The organism is Pseudoscardovia suis (genome assembly GCF_002797875.1).
GTDB lineage: Bacteria > Actinomycetota > Actinomycetes > Actinomycetales > Bifidobacteriaceae > Pseudoscardovia > Pseudoscardovia suis.
The window spans coordinates 1-16,925 of record NZ_PGFC01000003.1 but is presented as its reverse complement, the minus strand read 5'-3'; the positions used below and the strand labels follow the sequence as shown (position 1 = coordinate 16,925).

Sequence of the window (16,925 nt, the reverse complement as noted above, 5' to 3'; positions counted from 1 at the left end):
ACCCCCAGCGATGGAAGCGAGGAATGCGATGACGCAGGGTAGTGTATCCGTCATTCTTGATCCGACGAGCCAGCCAATCACCTATGCGAAGGCTCATCTTGAGGATTTGGGGCGCACTCATTTCATTGGCATCGGCGGGGCAGGAATGAGCGTGCTCGCCGAGATGATGCTGGAACAAGGCGTTGATGTCTCCGGTTCCGACCGGGAGGAGTCCGTGCGCACCAACCACCTTGCCAAGCTCGGCGCACACATTTATTACGGGCAGCGGGCTGAGAACGTGCGTGGCGCGAAGACCGTCGTGTGGTCGAGCGCCATCAAGCCCGACAATCCGGAGATCCAGGAAGCGGTGAAGGAAGGCAAATACTTGGTGCATCGCAGCGACATCCTCGCGCTGCTGCTTGCTTCCCACCGCTCCGTCACGGTTGCCGGCGCTCATGGCAAGACGACGACAAGCGCCATGATCGCCCAGATTCTCGAGACTGCAGGCTCTGGCAATCTCGTCGACCCCTCGTATGCGATTGGCGGAAGCGTGCGCACAAGCCGTGGCGTCATCGACGGCGGCCATGCCGGCCATGGCGATGTGATGATCGCCGAGGCTGATGAATCCGACGGCAGCTTCGAAAAGTATCATCCTTACATCGCCGTCATCACGAATGTGGAAGCGGACCATCTGGATCACTATCAGACGAAGGATGCGTTCCAGCAGGCGTTCGTGCAATACGCCCACCATGCCGTCGGGCATGTGGTTGCATGCGCTGACGATCCGGGTGCGCTGGCGGTGCTGCGCAGCCTTGATGATTCTGAGAAGCGGCGTGCCGTCGCTTATACGACGCAGGATCCGACGCAATTGCCCGATCTCGGCGCGGTGCGCATTGTGCGCATCGGCCATGAATCCGTCAGCGCCAAGGGCGAGCAGGTGGCGTCCGAGGAATCCCCGGACGCGGCGAACTTCCCCGAGCATTTCACCCTCACGTTCCCTGCCTCCTTGATTCCTGAGTACGAGACGCAGGCGGAGCCCACGTTCTCGGTGCCTGTCGAACTGCGAGTGCCGGGAGTCCACAATGCGCGCAATGCCGCTGCCGCCATCACCACGTGCCTGCTGCTGGGCATGCGCCCGGCGGATGCGGTGCGTGGCATCCGTGAATTCTATGGTGCGGCGCGACGCTTCGAAATAAAGGGCGTCGTGGGCGGCGTGACGCTTATCGACGATTACGCGCATCATCCCACGGAGATCGCTGCATTGCTGGACGCCGCGCGCCGCCGTTATCCGCAGGCGAAGCTGCGCGTCGTGTTCCAACCGCACCTGTTCTCCCGCACCCATTTCTTCGCCAGCCGTTTCGCACAGGCCCTTCACAAGGCCGATGACGTTATCGTCACCGGAATCTATCCGGCGCGTGAGAAGCAGGAGGATTGGCCGGATGTGACCGAGCGCACGATTCCTGATGCCGCGGACCAGCAAGGCATCGGCGGTGGGTGGATTAGCGCAGAGCCTGACATGGCCAAGGCTGCACAGGACATCGCGGCGCGCGCATGCCCCGGCGATGTCATCTTCACGGTGGGCGCCGGAAGCATCACCACGATGGATGACGCGATCCTTGCCGCTTTGCGTGATCGTTTCGGCGCCGCTGATGCTGCAGGCGCGGACACCGAGGCGAACGGAGCCGCATGAGCCGGCGCGTCATATCGTCGAACCACTCCGATGCGCACGATGCCGATTCGCTGATTCCCAACGGACCGGTACCGCAAAGCAACAACGCTGCGCGCCATCCTGAGCCGCGCAGCGTTCGCTCGGGTGACACCAGCACGCCTGCGCGCATGCCAGCGGATGACATTCTCGTCTCCCCGCAAGCCAGCGAGGGATTCATCGACGCCCGTCAGCTCAAGCCTGGCCCGTCGGTCGCCGAACGCATCGAAGACCCGCGGATCGGCGGCAATCCCGGCATGCTTGTGCGGCCGAAGATCGTGAATTTCCCCAGCAGGCGCAAGGAGCGGCAGACAGCGGCGGTTCATGGAATCGTGCGACGCATTCTCATCCTTGTGCTTGTTGCGCTGATTGTCGCAGGCTGTGGATGGGCGGCGTTTCTTTCGCCGCTGTTTCGATACGATGCATCCACCGCTGTCATCACCGGAACGAACCAATGGGTGGATGCCTCTCAGATTGAATCCATCGTCGACGCTGACAATGGCAAGTCGCTGCTGCTTGTTGACTCGCACGGCATCGCTTCCAAACTCGACGCAATCGTGGGCGTGAGCGATGTGAAGGTGCAGCGGCGTTTTCCCCACGGCCTCGCCGTGACGTTCACCAGCGCCCAGCCTGCCGCCGTCCTCCATGTCACCTCCGACAATTCCTTGGTGCCGGTCACGCAGGATGGCGAACAACTCGTCAAACAAGCCGATGAATCCGCATACGCCTCCATTCCCCGCATCGACGTGGATTCCGCGGATGCCGTCTCTAATAACGAGGCGACGGCACAAGCGGTGAAAGTGCTGGGCGGACTTGGTTCAGCGCTTGCGGCGCGTGTTACGAGCACCACGGCTCCCACACGCGACTCCATCACCTCCGTCATGGATGATGGCGTGACGGTGCTGTGGGGTGATTCCTCCGACATCGCATTCAAGGCAAGCGTGGTATCGGCGATCCTAGGCAAGAAAGACACCGGCGACGCCAGCTACGCTTCCCTGACCTACATCAACGTGTCCAGCGCCGATTCGCCGATCATCAAATGATGCTGATGCGCTGATGCGCGATTATGCGCACACGATGGCCGGTGCCAGGGTCGCCGCATCCGGCTGCCCAGCCGCCGCCTGCTGTGCGTTTTCCCTATCGCTGATGCGCGCGGCAGGGCAGATGCGTGCTAACGGACACCATGCGCACAGGTTGGAGGGGCGGTATTCATATAGGTTCATCTCGTATTCATGGTCCAGCATGTCGCTGGTCCGCGCTGCCTCCTCCAACGTGCGTTTGCGATGGCTTTCGTCTTTCACATCGAGGCAGATCAGTGCGCCGTTCTTCATGGGCAGTTGCATGTCCTGCCCCGAGCCTTCGTCATGCACCGTCACTTGCTCGGCGAGCGGGAAGAGCAGGCGGCCGCCGATCGGATTCCATCCGTTTTCGAACGTGCGGGTGTCGTGTTCCAGCAGCATGGCATACAGCGTCTGCTGACGCAGGTACGAGAAGTCGGCGAAGCGCATGTGCTCGGAATACACGCTTGCCTTGCGGCCGGTTTTGAAATCATCCACGATGACCGTGCGGGGGTCGTCGGGGGAGGCTGCCACGAGGCGGTCGATTGCCCCGAAGACGCGGCGTCGCACGCCGTCGAGATGAAGCGAAATCTTCATTTCGGTCGCCGGACGCTCCGTGCCGTTGTCGGTGCGGTACCGCGCCACCGTCACATCCGTGGAATCGGGGCCCATCGAGCAGAAGCGTTGCGAAGCGGACTCCAGCCACGCGCGCAATCCGGGGTCGTCCTCCATGTCCGGATTTTCGTCCAACGCCTGCAGCTTGCATTCTTCGAAACGCTCAAAATCGATGTGCTCGCCCCGCTCCTGCGGCGCAATGTTGTAATACAGTTCGCACGCACGGTGGAAGATCGTGCCGCGCACCCGCGGGTCATCGGGCGTCTTGGGGATCACCGTATCCGCCAGCAGGCTGGTGAAGGTGAATTTCGCCGGGCAGCCGTCGATGAGACCGCTGATCGCGCTTGCCGAGACCGGTTTGTTGCTGATTTTGCGCTTGAGCTGGTCGTCAGCCAGGTGCAGGCCCTCGCCGTCAAGCCATGCCGGGGTGTCTGGGTGTACCTCGGGGGATTGCTGCGCCTGTTGGGGTGTCGGGCGGTCCTGCTGTTGCATCTGGTGCTCTTGCTGTTGCATCTGGTGATTGTGCTGAGGGGAGTCCGTGCGCTGGTCTGTCATAGTGCGCCTTCCTTGTTACATGTGTGCTGTGCCTGTGCTGGCTCTGTGCTGGCTCTGTGCGGTGGCCGAAGGCGGATCGGGTCAGCGGGCGGATTGCTGATACAAGTATGACTCGACTTCGTGCAAAGACTCGGCGGGGTCGAGGCTGGTGAGGGTCGAGGACCAGGATTGCAGCGCCTGCGTGGCATCCGGTGCGCTTGCCGCTGACAATGTGCCCAGTTTCGTCAGATACGTGGAGAATGTATCGAGTGGCATATCCGATGTGCTGCCCATCTGTTGCAATGCGGTGAGGGTAGCGCGCTGCGAGGATACGAATTTGCGAGTGGATTCGCTCCACTGCTGGGAGGCGGATACGGCCGATTGATCTGTCGAATCCGCAGAATCCGCTGAATCGAGCGCGTCGAGTGCTGCGGAGCATGAATCCAAGTATGAGCCATAATCCGTGAGGAACTGCACGTTGTCTCCCACGGTGAGGGTAACGCCTGCGCCTTGGCATGCCAGAGACGCCGCGGCGAGTGGTTCGGCGGTGCCGGCGTATGCGGCGGCTGCCGAAGCATAGGCATGCGCGGCGTCGGCGAAAGCGGAATACTTGTCCGCTGCGGTGGAGTCGCGGGAAAGCAGCCGGTCCTTGCGATGTGCGTCAACATGGTCACTGAGCGTTGTCGCGGCATTCGAAATCGCCGCGGCGGCGTCGGTGGCCTGGGTGCTGCTGTCGGCAGTGCTGTCGCTGAGTTGCCTTCCCATGCTTGCCACGGATTGTGAGACGGCGTTGATGTCGTCGCCCAACGGTTGGAGAGATTGCGCCTGTTTGAGGTATTGCGCGGGCGTGATGCGCGCGTTCGCCGTTACCCCGCCTGCGCACAGTGCAAGCACAATGGCGGCGGTCACTGCCATGAATCGGCGCATGTGGCGTTTGTGATGGTCATCCGAGGTGCTGATTGCGGTCGGTGATGCAACGGACTGGTTGGATTGCAGCCCGTTGTTGCTGGTGTGTGAGATGTCCCCGGTTGTATTGCGCATGCCCTTGTGCCTGTTCCTTCAACAGTCTCTTCACTATATGGGAGCTGACCGACAAGCAGGAGTCAATAAACCGAGCTGTCGCTTCGCCTTCATTCAGGAAGTTCGAAGTGTTTTCCGGGGTATTTGTCGTGCGGTCATCAATCGCTTCGATGGTTGCGCTGCAACACTGATTTTGGACGAATCCTACGCAATGCGCACGCGCACAGAACTCAAACATTCGCGAGCACAGGCGCCAGCGAGCTGGATACCAGCGATTCCAGGCATCGGCAACCGGTGATATGGACGCCACAATGCAAAGACAGCATCGTGGTTCAGAGCGTTGCTGCGGATTCCGTCCATGGAACCATCATCCAGACCATCATCTAGAAAGGGAAGGCCATGATATTCGAAAACGCATGGCGGTCCGTACGACGACGCACAGGATACTCCCTGCTTCTCGTCATCGTATTCACCGTCATCACCGCGGCTGTCGTCGTCAGCCTCGCCATCATGCAGGCGGCCCAGACGGCTAAGGCATCGGGATTGGCAAACCAATCGGTCACCGCCACCATCAGCATGAACCGCAGCCAGATCATCAAGGACGCCGCGGGGAGTGCCTCCAGCGATTCCTCCGACGGTGATTCCTCCAACGGCGATTCCTCCGCGCGCGAGGCGGCACGGACAGCGATGAACGACATGCAGCTCACGTTGGCGGATTACGAGACCTACGCGACCGCTGCCGGATCCTTGCTCACAGGCACGTATTATTCCCAGACTGCGGAGCTCACCGCGGTGGAGGGACAAGCCGAGCCGGTGTCGTCCAGTTCCTCATCATCCGATGCCGCGTCGTCGAGTTCGTCGGATTCCTCGGGGTCTGATTCCGCGCAATCTGGACAACCATCCGACGACGGTCAAGGATTCGGCGGCAGGGGAGCGGAATCCCCGATGAGCTCCTCGGATTTCACCGTGGTGGGATTGTCAAACGACGAAGCGTTGGCGAACCTAGGAATCACCGTGTCGAGCGGCGAAGCAGTCGCCACAGGCACGTCAGACACCCTTGATGCTGCCAATTCCGACGGCAGCTATGACGCGATGGTCACCGATGAGTTCGCGCAGCTCAATGGCCTGTCGGTAGGCGACACTTTCGTCGTCGCGGATTCGGCAGGCACCCAGATCACATTCACCGTGGTCGGCACATACACCAGCACTGGCGCAGATTCGGGCGGCTCCTTCGGTCCAGGCGGCTTCGGGCAAAGCACCTCGGACAGGATCATCGTGAGCATGGCGACGATGAGCGCATTGGGTCTCGACACGGATTCCAATGATTCCACGCAGATCTCATACACCTACGTGCTCGGCTCCGGCAGTGATTATGACGCATTCGTGCAAGCGTGCGCCGATGCCGGATTGAGCGATTCGTACCAAGTGCAGTCATCGGATGTGGACTCCTATGAAAAATCCATAGAGCCGTTGCTCAACCTGTCGAAATTCGCCAAGACGCTGCTTTGTGTGGTGCTTGCGCTCGGGGCTGTGATGCTGGTGGCGATGACACTGTTTTCGATTCGCACGCGCACGTATGAGATGGGCGTCATGACCGCCATGGGCATGCATAAGCGCACCGTCGCCGGGCAGATGGTCGTAGAGACGATCATCGTCGCGGTCTTGGGGCTGCTGATCGGCACCTGCGTTGGTGCAGCCGCAAGCGTGCCCGTGTCCAACAAGCTGCTTGCCAGCGAAATATCATCCGCGCAATCGCAGGCGCAGCAGCAGCAAAGCAATTTCGGCCGCCAGTTGCAAGGTGGCCATGCAGCCGGAGCGCAAGGCGCGTCATCGGGCACGGTGAGTTCCGATGCCACCGCGTCTTCTGACGCCTCTGCTTCTTCCGGTGCCTCCGTTCCGCCTGACGATTCCGCGGCGGACGGCAATCGGAAAGGCGGGCCGATGGGACAGGTGACGCAATATATGAGTTCGGTCAACGCCAGCGTGAACCTCACAACCGTTGGATTGGCGGCGCTCGCAATCCTCGCTCTCGCGCTCATCGCGGGTTTGGTGGGCGTTATTTGGGTGCTGCGGTATGAACCGTTGCAGATTTTGGCAGACAGGAGCTGACATGACACAACCATCCACTCGTTCCTCAACTCTTTCCTCAACTCTTTCCACCATGGATTCCGCCGCCTCCACGGATGGCGCCGTGGTCGCGACCCAGGATGTGATTCTGGAGCTCAAAGACGTCTCGTACCGCTACAAGCCGGGACTGCCACTCGTGCTCGACCATATGAGCCACGCGTTCACCTCCGGTCGCATGCACGCGGTCATCGGCCCCAGCGGCACAGGCAAGACAACGCTGCTGTCATTGCTGTCGGGGTTGGCGGTGCCCACCGGCGGACAGGTGCTGTATGAAGGGCGCAATCTCGCCTCTCAAGACCGTTATGCCTACCGTGCCAGCAAAATCGGCGTGATCTTCCAATCCTTCAACCTCATGCCGGGCATGACGGTCAGCGAAAACATCATCATGAGCATGAAACTCGCCGGAGCCTATCACGGCAAGCAGCAGGCGAAGGAGACAGTGCTGCATGTGCTTGAACAGGTCGATCTGCCGGACGAGTACGCGGACCGTCGGATCGGACACCTTTCCGGCGGCGAGCAGCAGCGCGTAGCGATCGCCCGAGTGCTGTCATACCGGCCGACGGTCGTGATCGCGGACGAACCCACCGGCAACCTCGACCCCGAATCCACGCAAATAATCATCGACATATTCCGCGGCATCGTTGACGACGGCCGCACCGTCATCATCGTCACGCACTCGCGGCAGGTCGCGTCCGCCTGCGACGACGTCTTCGATCTGTCGACGATCAAGCAGCGCACGCGCCAGCGCAAAGCGGTGCGCCGCAGCTCCATATGATGGGCTCCTTATAATCAGGAGGAAGAAAGACAGCGTGCAACACGCCTCGGCGTCGGGGCAGAGAGGAACGGGAACGGTATGCGCACCAGCGACAGCAGCGGCATCGATTACGCCATCCGCCGCGTCTTAGACGGTAAGTATTTCGTCGACTACGGCATCAAGCCCGCCGATCATGATTGGACATGGGTCGACGACCCACAGTTGTCGACGGCATTCCCCACCGCGAAGCAGGCTGCCGCTGCGTGCGCGACCTATGGGCTGGCGCGCACGGATGCGCAGGGCGACGCGCCGCAACCGGCGGATGGCTATGAGATCGCTGCCGTCGAATGGAGCGGCGACGATCCGATCGCCGTTTTCGAGGACCTTGTCGCCCCCTCGCAGGTCTATGTGTTGCAACGGCAGAGCGATGGCAAGTATGCCGTGGATTGGGGTGAGGCGGATGCGCCGTGCGCATGGACGGACAATCGCGATCTTGCCGTGCAATCCGGATTCCCGGATCGCGATGCCATGGTGGAGGTGGCGCAGCATTTCGGTTTCGCCACGGACGATGGTGTCAAGGATGGCTATACGATTGAGGCGATCGATTGGGGCATGCCCGAGGCGTCGGGGAATGATGGGGGCGCGGCCTGACCTGAATTGACCTGAACTGACCTGGCCTGGCCTGACCTGACCTGAACTGAACTGAACTGACAGTGTGCCGTCCCGTGATGTTATGCTAGACAACCGTTGACAGGCATCCGCGCGCAGGGGGCGCAGAGCGTTAGCAGAGCAACGCGTCATGCGTTGCTTGGCGAAGGCGATGGATGTCGTTTCGCATCGTTCACATACAGCACATACAGCACACACAACACACAACACACACAGAAGGGTTGGTCCCATGGTCATGAAGCACGGAGCGAACGAAGGCACACGCTCACGGCACACAGTTCGCAATGTCATTATTACCGTCGTGGTAGTGGTGTTCGTGCTGGTTGCCACCGGCGGAATCCTCGGATACCACTGGTACAAGCAGCTGTATGCACAGGCCATGCAGGTCAAGGCGCTGGAGAAAGAAGCCGTCTCGCTCATGCAACGCGGCGACTCCGCTTCGAACGAAGATTACCTTGCCAAGATTGAGACAAACCTTCCCAAGGCCCAGCAAAACACGGCGCAGGCCCGGCAAATCGTGCACGGCGCTGATTGGAACCGTGCCGCCAAACTGCCCAAAGTGGGAGGCGACATCATCGCTGTCCAGACGCTTGCCGATGTGGCGGACACCTTGATCAGCGACGTGGTCCCGCAATTCGGGCAGGTCGTGTCCAGCTTGGAATCCGCATCGCTCACCACGGAAGAAGGCAATTTGAACCTTCAGCCGATTTCCGACGCTTCACAGCAGATGTCATCCGTCAATTCGACACTGCAGCAGCAGGTCGCAGTGCTTGATTCCGTGAAGGAACCGGTGATTGCCAAGATCCGCACCCAATATGATGATGCGGTTGCCAAGATTCGTGCGCTCGCCGAACAGCTCAATGGGATTTCCTCTCTGATGGTCACGCTGCCTAGCTTCGCAGGGGCGAGCGGTGCCCGCACCTATGCGATTCTTGCCCAGACAACATCCGAGGCGCGTTCCACTGGTGGTCTGGTGGGGTCCATGGGCTCGCTGACGATGAACAATGGCGTGATCTCTGTCAATGATTTCTATGCTGACGCCCAGTGGCCGACTAATTCCGGCCTTTCCGACGTCACCGACAGCCAGGCGACGCTGTTCCGTCAGATTTCGGCGGGATTGGTTTACGGCTCTGTCGTGCATAACATGACCACCAATCCGAACTTCCCCGATGTGGCGCAGCAGGCCAATGATTTTTGGAAGGCGGCGAGCTTCGGAGGCAACGGAACGGATTGCGACGGAGTCCTCTCCCTCGACCCTTACGCATTGCAGCAGCTCATCGGGGTGTCCGGTGACATCACGATGCCCGACGGCAGGGTGCTCAATGGCACGAACACCGCGCAGTTCTTGCTCCATGACGTTTACAATGAACTGCCAGTGTCCGAGCAAGACACGTACTTCGCAGCCGTCGCCACGCAGGTTGTCAAGAATGTCTTCAGCGACATGAATGTGAGCAAGCTCATGAAGCTGTCCGACGTGTTGCTTGACGCCGCCAAGGGCAACCATGTGTACATGTGGTCGTTCCATACAGAGGACCAGCAGGCACTGCGCGACGCGGGCCTCACCGGAGAGATCGGCACGGACCCCTCCAAGCCTGAGGTGGGCGTGTATATGCAACAGATGCATGCGTCGAAGCTCGATTGGTTCACGTCGCGCACTGCGACGCTCACAAAGTCCAGCGACACGACGTACCACGTGCATTACACGTTCGCCAATACACTGACGAGCGTCGATGGTCAGGCGGCTTATATCGTGGGAACCGACAAAGATTCCGAGGGCGTGGGGCAATCCGTCGAGCGCGTGTATCTGTATGCGCCTGCAGGCGGCCACATCAGCAATGTGTCGGTGTCGTCGGGGTCGGCGGTCAATTCCGTGAACGTCGATGGTCACGATGTGTCAACGTTCCAGGCAACGATCGGACCTGGAGAATCCGTGAGCGTGGACTTCGACGTGCAGTGCGCGAGTGGCGCTCAGAAACTCACGCTGCGCCAGACCCCCAGCGGCAACGGAGAAAGCAACATCGACTACCAGTACTGAGCCGCATTGGCATACGGGATTCATGCGTCCAGATGGTGAGACAGGCATGGATGGCGGCAAGACGATGCCTGGAATGTCCTTTTGCGGTCCATGATGTGTCTTACCATGCTATGGCAAGTAGTTATGCTATGGGAATTCGCAAGGTTTCTGCGTGCTTATAGCATGGCTGCAAATCCAACAATCGGACGGCATTCCTTTGGGGGCGGGGAAATGGAATCACGCTATTCCTGTAATGAAGCGGCCTTGCGGTCGCTGACATTTCATGGGGCGTCATGTTCGTTTGCTGGGCCATCCACCGTGTTCGGGAAACGGGAGACCGCTGGCTGGCTGTTACATTGGTTGTGATTTTTCACAAGACTGGCGAATCCGAGTTGGGACTGAGCTGTGTCAGATGGGGCTCGCATCCCAGACTGCCGTCTTTGAAAGATTGCGCCGGTGCAAAACTGCCATAAGGAGTATGGAGGACAAATGACAATTGGCGATTTGCTGAAGATTTTGCGACGGCGATGGATTCCCGCGCTGATTACATTCGTTGTGATCGTTGCGGCTGCCATTGGCTATCTGGCGACGGCAACACGCATGTATACCGCCACATCGCAGGTTTTCGCAAGCTATACGTCGAATTCTGACGATTCTGAGAACTCACAGCTCAGCCAGATGAGCACGGCGTCCACGTACCTGTCAAAGCAGATCGCTTCGTATTCGTCGCTCGCGGAATCCGACGCGGTGCTTCAGCCTGTGATCGACCAGTTGCACCTGTCGAAGACCACCCAGCAGCTTGCAGGCGAAATTTCCGCGACAAATCCGACGAATACATTGATACTCAACATCAGTGTTACCGATACGGATCCGCAGCTCGCCGCCCAGATTGCTGATGCAATCGCTCAGAGTTTGTCTGAACAAGTGGCGAAGTCCACTGGCGGCGACAAGTCCGTGATTTCGCTGCAGCTCATAAAGAAAGCCAGCGTGCCGGCGGCGCCTTCCAAACCGAAGAAAAGCATGGTACTGATTGCAGCAATTGTGCTTGGTCTGGTTGCAGGATGTGGCGTTGCGCTTATCGCTGAGATGCTGGATACAAAGGTCCATGATTCCGCCACCGTGCGTCAAATCCTGGGGGCTTCCCGCATTGGCCGGGTGCCGGAATCTGACCAGCTCAAGCAGTTTCAGCCTGTCATCGTGTCTGACCCTGCATCTCCCGTGGCTGAGGATTTCCGCCGCCTTCGCACGAATCTGTCGTTCCTCGGTGTGCCTGACGATGGTCATAAAGGCAAACTCATTGTGTTTACCTCATCCATCCCCTCTGAGGGCAAGACCACCGTGGCATGCAACGCAGCTGCGGCTCTCGCTGAAAATGGATCATCCGTCATGCTCATTGACGCCGATTTGCGCCACCCGTCCGTGGCGAAGCATTTCGGCATGGAAGGCGCTGCTGGTCTGTCGCACGTACTGTCCGGTCAGGCGCATGTGCGTGACGTTGTGCAGCGTTATTGGAAGAAGAATTTCTTCGTGTTCCCTGCCGGTGCCCGTCCTGCGAATTCTGGCATGCTGCTCGGCTCCGAGACTATGTCGAATCTCATCGACCAGGCGCGTGACGTATATGATTACGTGCTCATTGATACGGCTCCGCTTGCTGTCGCCAGCGACGCCCTGACTTTTGGCAACAAGGCCGGCGGCGTCGTGATGGTGTGCGCTAGCAACCGTGTGAAGCGTGCTGAGCTTGCCGCGGCGCATGATCAGCTGGAATCCTCCCATGTGAATGTGCTGGGATACATTATGACCTTCGTCAACGAGAAATCGCATGATGGCTACGGTTACGGCTATGGATATGGATACGGGTACGGCGATGAGAAAGGATCTGGCGCGAAGAACGCCAGCACTGCAGAGCATGCGGCGTGAGAATGCGTTTCGCATGATAGCGGATTGAGTCCTCTTCCTCACGAGATGGCGGCAGCGGCCGGATTCCACTGCCGCCATCTTTTTGTAAATCACACGGCTTGTTGGGAATGCACTGTGGCCACGTGTGGTTTCAAGAAATGTTGTGTATCATGGTCGCAAGCGTTTTTTGAAGGAGTCCCATGTCGCAGGAGCTCAACATTCTCTTTGTGTGCACCGGCAATATTTGCCGCTCTGCAGCAGCCGACGCACTGGCATCCATGTATTTCCGTCATGCGCCCATCCATGTATCCAGTGCGGGCATTCGCGGGCTCATCAACCACCCGATTCAGCCCACCGTCGGCACGATATTGCTCAACGCCGGCATAGATGCCTCGTCGTTCCGTTCGCAGCGTCTCACCAACGCAATTGCGATGAAACAAGACGTCATCCTGTGTTTTGAGAAGCGTCAGCGCAGTTCCATCGTGTCGTTGGCGCCTTCGAAGGTCAAGCACACGTATCTGCTCACCGATTTCGCTAACATGTGCCGGTACGCTGACATCAACGGCATGATTCCCAATTCCGATATTGCGGGCAGGATTCGTTACATTGATTCCATCTCTCAAATGCTGCGTGCCCACGTGCCTGAAGGCGCTGATATCGACGATCCGTATGGTAAGCAGGAGGAGGATTACCAACGCGCTGTCTATGAGACCGCGATGGCCCTCAAAATGATCATCGTGCCGTCGCGCCCGGCGGCAGGTGTTTCTTCAGCGGCGCCAGGTGCATATAACGCATCAGAGGTGGATGGCAGGCAGCCTGCTCACATGGCGGCGCAGCCGGTGGTGAAGGCACGGCATGCCGCGGCGCAGCCGGCGGTGGAGGCGGCGGTGGAGGCGGCGGTGGAGGCGCGGCATGCCATGGCAGCACAGCCGGCGGATGTGCAACCTGCTGATTCAGGTCTTTCACGGGATTCCTTCCCAGTAGCGGCGGCTACGCCCCGTCATGCCGGGCGTGTCATCCGGGGCAGTGCGCAATAGCATGCGGCTCGTGCGCATGCCCCGAGATGGCAGGGCATCGGTAGAGATATAGCAAAGGCGGCGTCGGTGTGCGAAATGTTCGCAACCGGCGCCGCCTTGATTTCTTGTGGAACAGAAATCGAATAGAGCAGGAGCCGAGCAGAGCGGGAATCGAGCAGGGTTCGAAATCAGCCTTGATCAATTCACCTGAGGCCGATCGATGTTCCTGTGCTCGTGGCTCATGACTCCTTGTCTGTCATGCGCTGAGTTGGTTATGCGTTGAGGCTTTCCTTCAACAGGGGAGCGACCTGCTCTTCGTACGCGGTCAACGCGCTGTCGATCGTCGCCCACATGTCGAAGTAGGCATACTGGCCAAGGCGGCCGCCGAAGACGACCTGCGGCTCGGCGGATTCGAGATTCTTGTATTTGTTGTAGGTGGCCTTGTCAGCATCCGTGTTGACCGGATAATACGGGTCATCGTCGCGACCGGCGAAACGGGAGTATTCGTACCACACCACGGTGTTGTCGTGGCTCTGCTTGTCGGCGCGTTCGGGATTGAAATGCTTGAACTCGATGGCACGGGTGTATGGCACGTCCGCGTCGGCATAGTTCATCACCGGGCAACCAAAATGATCGTCTTCCGCATAGCGCACTTCCTTGAAATCAACGGTGCGCCATTTGAGTTCGCCTTCTGAATAGCCGAAATAACGGTCGATCGGGCCTGTATACACAATCGGGACCTTGCCAACCAGCGCTGCCTTGTTCAAGGGCTGCGAAGTGTCGAAGAAATCAACGCCCAGGCTCACTTCAATGCGCGGGTTGTCGATCATGCGCTGGAACCACGCGGTGTAGCCGTCGATGGGCAAACCCTCCCACGTGTCTTTGAAATAGCGGTTGTTGTAGGTGAAGCGCACCGGAAGGCGGCGGATGATCGTGGCGGGAAGCTGCTCGGGGTCGGTCTGCCACTGCTTGGCTGTGTAGTTCTTGATGAAAGCTTCGTACAACGGTTTTCCGATGAGCTTGATGCCTTGGTCATTGAGGTTCTGGGGATCGACATCGGCGTATTCCCCAGCCTGCTGCTCGATGAGTGCCTTGGCTTGCGCGGGGGTGTAGGCGGCGTGGAAGAACTGGTTGATCGTGCCGAGGTTAATAGGCAGCGGGAATACTTCACCGTTGTGCGTGGTGTAGACGCGGTGCACGTAATTGGTGAATGTGGTGAAGCGGTTCACATAATCCCAGACGCGCTTGCTGGACGTGTGGAACAGATGGGCACCGTACTTGTGGATTTCCGCTCCGGTCTGTTCGTCGAAGTAGGAGTACGCGTTGCCGCCAATATGGTTGCGCACATCGATGATATGTACGCGCGCTGTCGGATTGTGCTCAACGACCTGTTGCGCGATGGTCAGGCCGAACAGGCCGGCTCCAACAATGACAAGATCCGCATTCGCAACGTTGCCTGTTTGCGGTGAGCCCATGAATGTCTCCTTCTGACGTTTCACAATACGTGTCAAGCGACTTTTGCTCTGCTGCACTGTTGTGCTGCTGTGCTGTTGCGGTGTTCACTGCCGCACTGCCTTGGATGAAGCGAAGGCGCGCGCATTGCAAGCCCTTGTGCAGGTTTCTGCGGTCTCGATGCGGCCGGCTAGAGGTGGTCGCACAGGGAACCATAACGGCACAATCGTACCGCTGAGGGCGTATCTTGCCGCTTGGGGTGGTGGTTCGCGGTAGGATTGGGGCACGACGATTGAGAAAGGACACGGATGGCCACGCAGACCATGAGCCAGGCGGAGATCACCGCCTTCAGCAAGAAGATCGAGGACGAAAAGAACGCCGAGGGACATGTTGCTCGTTGGGTGTATCCATCGATGGCCGCCGCGGCATGGGGCGTGCCCGAGGACGTGGTCGACAAGCTGATTGTGGATAGCGTTGTGCCGGTGCGCGTCATTGAGAATTCCAATGAACCCAAGGTCACGTATGTCGATGTCGCATGCGCTCCCATCAAGAAGGAAGATGCTTTGCGCTGGGGGCGTGCGGAGCCGGAAAAGATCACATACAAGGTGTCCGCTCCCGTGCATCTTGCCGCTGCCGAGGTCATGAAAATGCCGCAGTGGGATGAACTCAATAAGCGTTACGCGGCAGGTGAGCGGTGGACGAGCCGCACCCAGGAGCTGCTGGACGTGATGGGCGAGCATATGGAGCAGGTCCTGCCGAACTCCGGCAACACCGCTGGCATCAACGGTATCCTTCTCCATGCGGTGCATACGAATGACGCTGGCGAGGCCATTCGTATCATTTCCGCTCTGGGGTCCAAGAAGTCCCGGTCAGCGGCGAAAGACAAGGACGACGATTCCGAGGAGTAGATCGCAGCGGATGGCGGTGTGCTGCGGATAGCTGCACGGCAGACAGCTGCGGATAGTGGCGCGCTTGCGGATACTGGCGCGCAGCGGATAGCAGACAGCGGCAGACAGCGGTATGCGGAGTGGACGGTGCGCGGCAGACAGCGGTTGCCGCGCACCGCTTTTGTACCTATCCTTCCATGCCGCTGCGGTGCCAGTCCACCGAGCAGCGAATCCTCAATTATCTCGCCGAAGACGGAGGTTAGGCTGTGTGTAGGAAACCATCCATCCTCCTTCTTCTGTGATTTTGTTATTGCTCGCCGATGGCGGAGGTTTGGATTCTGTATTGGGGTCTGTAACTGCCGTTTTCGGCGAGTGGGGTGGTATGTCGCCGAAGAGGGAGGTTTGGATTCAGTTTTCGGGGTCTGTAACTGCCGTCTTCGGCGAATCCTGGATTATGTCGCCGATGACGGAGGTTTGGGTGGGTCTCATGCACTTCCTAACTTCCGTCTTCGGCGCCGCATTGAGTCTGTCGCCGAAGAGGGACGTTTGGGTCTTGTTTTTGGGTCCTGTAGCCTCCGTCTTCGGCGAGTGGTTTATTGGGTCGCCGATGACGGAGGTTTGGGTGGGTCTCATGCACTTCCTAACTTCCGTCTTCGGCGCCGCATTGAGTCTGTCGCCGAAGAGGGACGTTTGGGTCTTGTTTTTGGGTCCTGTAGCCTCCGTCTTCGGCGAGTGGTTTATTGGGTCGCCGATGACGGAGGTTTGGGTGGGTCTCATGGGCTTCCTAACTTCCATCTTCGGCGAGGTATAGGGTTTGTCGCCGATGACGGAGGTTTGGATCTTGTTTTCGGGGTCCGTAACTGCCGTCTTCGGCGAGTGCATTGGTGAGTCGCCGAATACGGAGGTTTGGATGGTTTTGGTAGACTTCCTAACTTCCTTTTTCGGCGACGTTTTTATATTCGGCGCACCTAAGAATTCCATCAACCGCAAATGAAAACCAACGACTGCACTTGGGAAAGGAAACCCGGCGACCGTACTTGGGGAATCCTAGCAATCGCAATGAAAAAGCCCCGCAGACATGATGCCTGCGGGGCTTTGATGATGGTGGAGCCGCGGGGGATTGAACGCCGAGGCGTTGACCGTCGGAAGCGTTGCGAACACTGGGATTCACGTCCTCGTGCCGTCCGCCGTGCCCACAT

General features: G+C 59.0%; 13 protein-coding genes. 9 read left to right on the top strand and 4 right to left on the bottom strand.

The annotated features are described in order from the left end of the window. The first annotated feature begins 28 nt into the window (after window positions 1-28). Entirely contained in the window at window positions 29-1,669 is a 1,641-nt protein-coding gene (murC, locus tag CLV65_RS04390) for a UDP-N-acetylmuramate--L-alanine ligase (RefSeq protein ID WP_094690755.1), read from the top strand. Continuing rightward, complete coding sequence (locus CLV65_RS04385; RefSeq protein ID WP_094690754.1) at window positions 1,666-2,727, top strand: cell division protein FtsQ/DivIB; 1,062 nt, start codon at window positions 1,666-1,668, stop codon at window positions 2,725-2,727. The genes murC and CLV65_RS04385 overlap by 4 nt, the downstream gene beginning before the upstream one ends. Before the next feature lie 21 nt (window positions 2,728-2,748). On the opposite strand, the gene CLV65_RS04380 is transcribed toward CLV65_RS04385, so the two are convergent. Together CLV65_RS04380 and CLV65_RS04375 are read right to left on the bottom strand one after the other, a co-directional pair. Next, the gene (locus CLV65_RS04380) at window positions 2,749-3,912 is read right to left on the bottom strand and encodes a RecB family exonuclease (RefSeq protein ID WP_094690753.1); all 1,164 of its coding nucleotides are present in this window, start codon (window positions 3,910-3,912) and stop codon (window positions 2,749-2,751) included. Between the two features lie 81 nt (window positions 3,913-3,993). Next, on the bottom strand, window positions 3,994-4,932 hold the full coding sequence (locus CLV65_RS04375; RefSeq protein ID WP_094690752.1) for a hypothetical protein: 939 nt from the start codon (window positions 4,930-4,932) through the stop codon (window positions 3,994-3,996). A gap of 378 nt (window positions 4,933-5,310) precedes the next feature. Between CLV65_RS04375 and CLV65_RS04370 the strand changes: the two genes are divergently transcribed. The 6 genes from CLV65_RS04370 to CLV65_RS04345 all read left to right on the top strand — a co-directional run bounded on the left by CLV65_RS04370 (window position 5,311) and on the right by CLV65_RS04345 (window position 13,408). Then, a complete protein-coding gene (locus CLV65_RS04370; protein ID WP_094690751.1) occupies window positions 5,311-7,020 on the top strand; it encodes an ABC transporter permease in 1,710 nt (569 codons plus the stop codon). Window position 7,021: 1 nt separating this feature from the next. Continuing rightward, the gene (locus tag CLV65_RS04365) at window positions 7,022-7,813 is read left to right on the top strand and encodes an ABC transporter ATP-binding protein (protein WP_244569094.1); all 792 of its coding nucleotides are present in this window, start codon (window positions 7,022-7,024) and stop codon (window positions 7,811-7,813) included. A gap of 78 nt (window positions 7,814-7,891) precedes the next feature. After that, on the top strand, window positions 7,892-8,443 hold the full coding sequence (locus CLV65_RS04360) for a hypothetical protein (protein ID WP_094690750.1): 552 nt from the start codon (window positions 7,892-7,894) through the stop codon (window positions 8,441-8,443). 247 nt (window positions 8,444-8,690) lie between these two features. Then, on the top strand, window positions 8,691-10,496 hold the full coding sequence (locus tag CLV65_RS04355) for a DUF4012 domain-containing protein (RefSeq protein ID WP_157847219.1): 1,806 nt from the start codon (window positions 8,691-8,693) through the stop codon (window positions 10,494-10,496). 468 nt (window positions 10,497-10,964) lie between these two features. After that, window positions 10,965-12,392, top strand: coding sequence for a tyrosine-protein kinase domain-containing protein (locus CLV65_RS04350; protein WP_094690748.1), 1,428 nt, complete (start codon window positions 10,965-10,967; stop codon window positions 12,390-12,392). A gap of 179 nt (window positions 12,393-12,571) precedes the next feature. Next, window positions 12,572-13,408: an arsenate reductase/protein-tyrosine-phosphatase family protein gene (locus CLV65_RS04345; protein WP_094690747.1), complete on the top strand. Its 837-nt coding sequence runs from the start codon at window positions 12,572-12,574 to the stop codon at window positions 13,406-13,408. Window positions 13,409-13,659: 251 nt separating this feature from the next. On the opposite strand, the gene glf is transcribed toward CLV65_RS04345, so the two are convergent. Then, window positions 13,660-14,862: a UDP-galactopyranose mutase gene (gene glf, locus CLV65_RS04340; RefSeq protein ID WP_094690746.1), complete on the bottom strand. Its 1,203-nt coding sequence runs from the start codon at window positions 14,860-14,862 to the stop codon at window positions 13,660-13,662. A gap of 285 nt (window positions 14,863-15,147) precedes the next feature. Here glf and CLV65_RS04335 point away from each other — a divergent pair, with 285 nt between their 5' ends. Further along, window positions 15,148-15,747 (top strand): hypothetical protein, encoded by a 600-nt coding sequence (locus CLV65_RS04335; RefSeq protein ID WP_094690745.1) that lies wholly within the window; start codon window positions 15,148-15,150, stop codon window positions 15,745-15,747. Between the two features lie 387 nt (window positions 15,748-16,134). Here CLV65_RS04335 and CLV65_RS08720 read toward each other — a convergent pair whose 3' ends face one another. Beyond that, a complete protein-coding gene (locus CLV65_RS08720) occupies window positions 16,135-16,707 on the bottom strand; it encodes a hypothetical protein (RefSeq protein ID WP_157847218.1) in 573 nt (190 codons plus the stop codon). Between the last annotated feature and the right edge of the window lie 218 nt (window positions 16,708-16,925).

Coding starts and splice junctions, on each gene's coding strand:
- murC (WP_094690755.1), top strand. CDS start 29: ATGACGCAGGGTAGTGTATCCGTCATTCTTGATCCGACGAGCCAGCCA.
- CLV65_RS04385 (WP_094690754.1), top strand. CDS start 1,666: ATGAGCCGGCGCGTCATATCGTCGAACCACTCCGATGCGCACGATGCC.
- CLV65_RS04380 (WP_094690753.1), bottom strand. CDS start 3,912: ATGACAGACCAGCGCACGGACTCCCCTCAGCACAATCACCAGATGCAA.
- CLV65_RS04375 (WP_094690752.1), bottom strand. CDS start 4,932: ATGCGCAATACAACCGGGGACATCTCACACACCAGCAACAACGGGCTG.
- CLV65_RS04370 (WP_094690751.1), top strand. CDS start 5,311: ATGATATTCGAAAACGCATGGCGGTCCGTACGACGACGCACAGGATAC.
- CLV65_RS04365 (WP_244569094.1), top strand. CDS start 7,022: ATGACACAACCATCCACTCGTTCCTCAACTCTTTCCTCAACTCTTTCC.
- CLV65_RS04360 (WP_094690750.1), top strand. CDS start 7,892: ATGCGCACCAGCGACAGCAGCGGCATCGATTACGCCATCCGCCGCGTC.
- CLV65_RS04355 (WP_157847219.1), top strand. CDS start 8,691: ATGGTCATGAAGCACGGAGCGAACGAAGGCACACGCTCACGGCACACA.
- CLV65_RS04350 (WP_094690748.1), top strand. CDS start 10,965: ATGACAATTGGCGATTTGCTGAAGATTTTGCGACGGCGATGGATTCCC.
- CLV65_RS04345 (WP_094690747.1), top strand. CDS start 12,572: ATGTCGCAGGAGCTCAACATTCTCTTTGTGTGCACCGGCAATATTTGC.
- glf (WP_094690746.1), bottom strand. CDS start 14,862: ATGGGCTCACCGCAAACAGGCAACGTTGCGAATGCGGATCTTGTCATT.
- CLV65_RS04335 (WP_094690745.1), top strand. CDS start 15,148: ATGGCCACGCAGACCATGAGCCAGGCGGAGATCACCGCCTTCAGCAAG.
- CLV65_RS08720 (WP_157847218.1), bottom strand. CDS start 16,707: ATGGAATTCTTAGGTGCGCCGAATATAAAAACGTCGCCGAAAAAGGAA.